At 29.6% G+C, this 1,122-nt stretch carries 2 protein-coding genes; one reads left to right on the forward strand and one right to left on the reverse strand.

The features are described 5' to 3' along the window. The first annotated feature begins 79 nt into the window (after positions 1–79). Entirely contained in the window at positions 80–628 is a 549-nt protein-coding gene (locus QZ306_RS10480) for a hypothetical protein (protein WP_295163647.1), read from the forward strand. A 278-nt stretch (positions 629–906) separates the two neighbouring features. On the opposite strand, the gene QZ306_RS10485 is transcribed toward QZ306_RS10480, so the two are convergent. After that, on the reverse strand, positions 907–1,122 hold a 216-nt coding region (locus QZ306_RS10485), incomplete at its 5' end, for a hypothetical protein (protein WP_295163648.1).

The raw sequence follows: 1,122 nt of genomic DNA on the forward strand, positions 1-1,122 counted from the left end.
GTTTAAGGATATCCACAAATATAAAGTTTCGTTTAATTTAGGAGAGAAAACTTTCACGCGGTGGATTTCAGAAAAAGTAATGCTTGAAAAAGCTAAGGATGTTCTTGATCTTTATAATTCAAGGCCAAAAAAAATAAAGAAAAGGAAAATAAAGAAGTCTATTCGGAGGCAGCAAAAAGCCATGGATGAAGAAAACTTTAAAAATGCAAATAACTACGAGAATGAAAAAATAGAAGATGTTCCAGTCTCAGAATCAAACCAAATACAAAAGTCAAGCCCTTTACCTGTTAAGCCTGAAAAGGCGTCCCCGAAACGAGTGAAAGAAGTTCAATTAGAAGAAGGAAATAGTAAAGATCAAATCTTAAAAACACAAACGAAAAGGTCAATTGAAACTGTTTTAGGAATGAAAAAAAGAGAAAACTCCAATTTCCCAGATTTTATTGTAAAATTTTCTGATTCAAGCAAATACGAGAGAATTTCATGGAAGAAAATGCATGAATTATATAAAATCAATCTTCTCTTTTTTTACGAACAGCACATTTCTGAAAAAAGCCTTCGTCTATGCTCCCTTCCAGAGGGCATTCAAGTTGAAGAAAATCTTCACTTTTTAACATATGCAAATTCATAATTTCTAGTTTTTCCTCCCGTTTATGTAAGTAGGAATATAAATTACTATATACACTCAAAATTAATATGAGTTAACTCTTTCAGATTTACAAGTAAGCATTTCATTATTTGATTCATTTCAGTATTCTACCAAATATTATCAACTTTTTTAATAAACTCATGGATAATATTAGAAGGCATCAATGAATTTCAAAAATTATTTGCAATCTGTTTATATATGTAAATAAATAAAGAATATAACTAATAAAAACATATTAAACGATGGAATATCTTTGAATTTCAATGATAGTCATCATCATTACTTTTTGTTCCATATTTTTTATCCATCTGTCTATTTAATTTTTGTATATGGCGTACTGCTTTTTCCATTGTTTCTTGAAATCGGATTTCCAATTTCTCGATTTTTAACTTTGTTTCTTGATGATCAGATATAGATTGACAAGCTGGAAAGCGGCTACTACTAGGCTGAGCTTTATATTCCATCGATCGATGCTT

The organism is uncultured Brachyspira sp. (assembly GCF_910588665.1).
In the GTDB taxonomy this organism is placed as follows: domain Bacteria; phylum Spirochaetota; class Brachyspiria; order Brachyspirales; family Brachyspiraceae; genus Brachyspira.

Coding starts and splice junctions, on each gene's coding strand:
- QZ306_RS10480 (WP_295163647.1), top strand. CDS start 80: ATGCTTGAAAAAGCTAAGGATGTTCTTGATCTTTATAATTCAAGGCCA.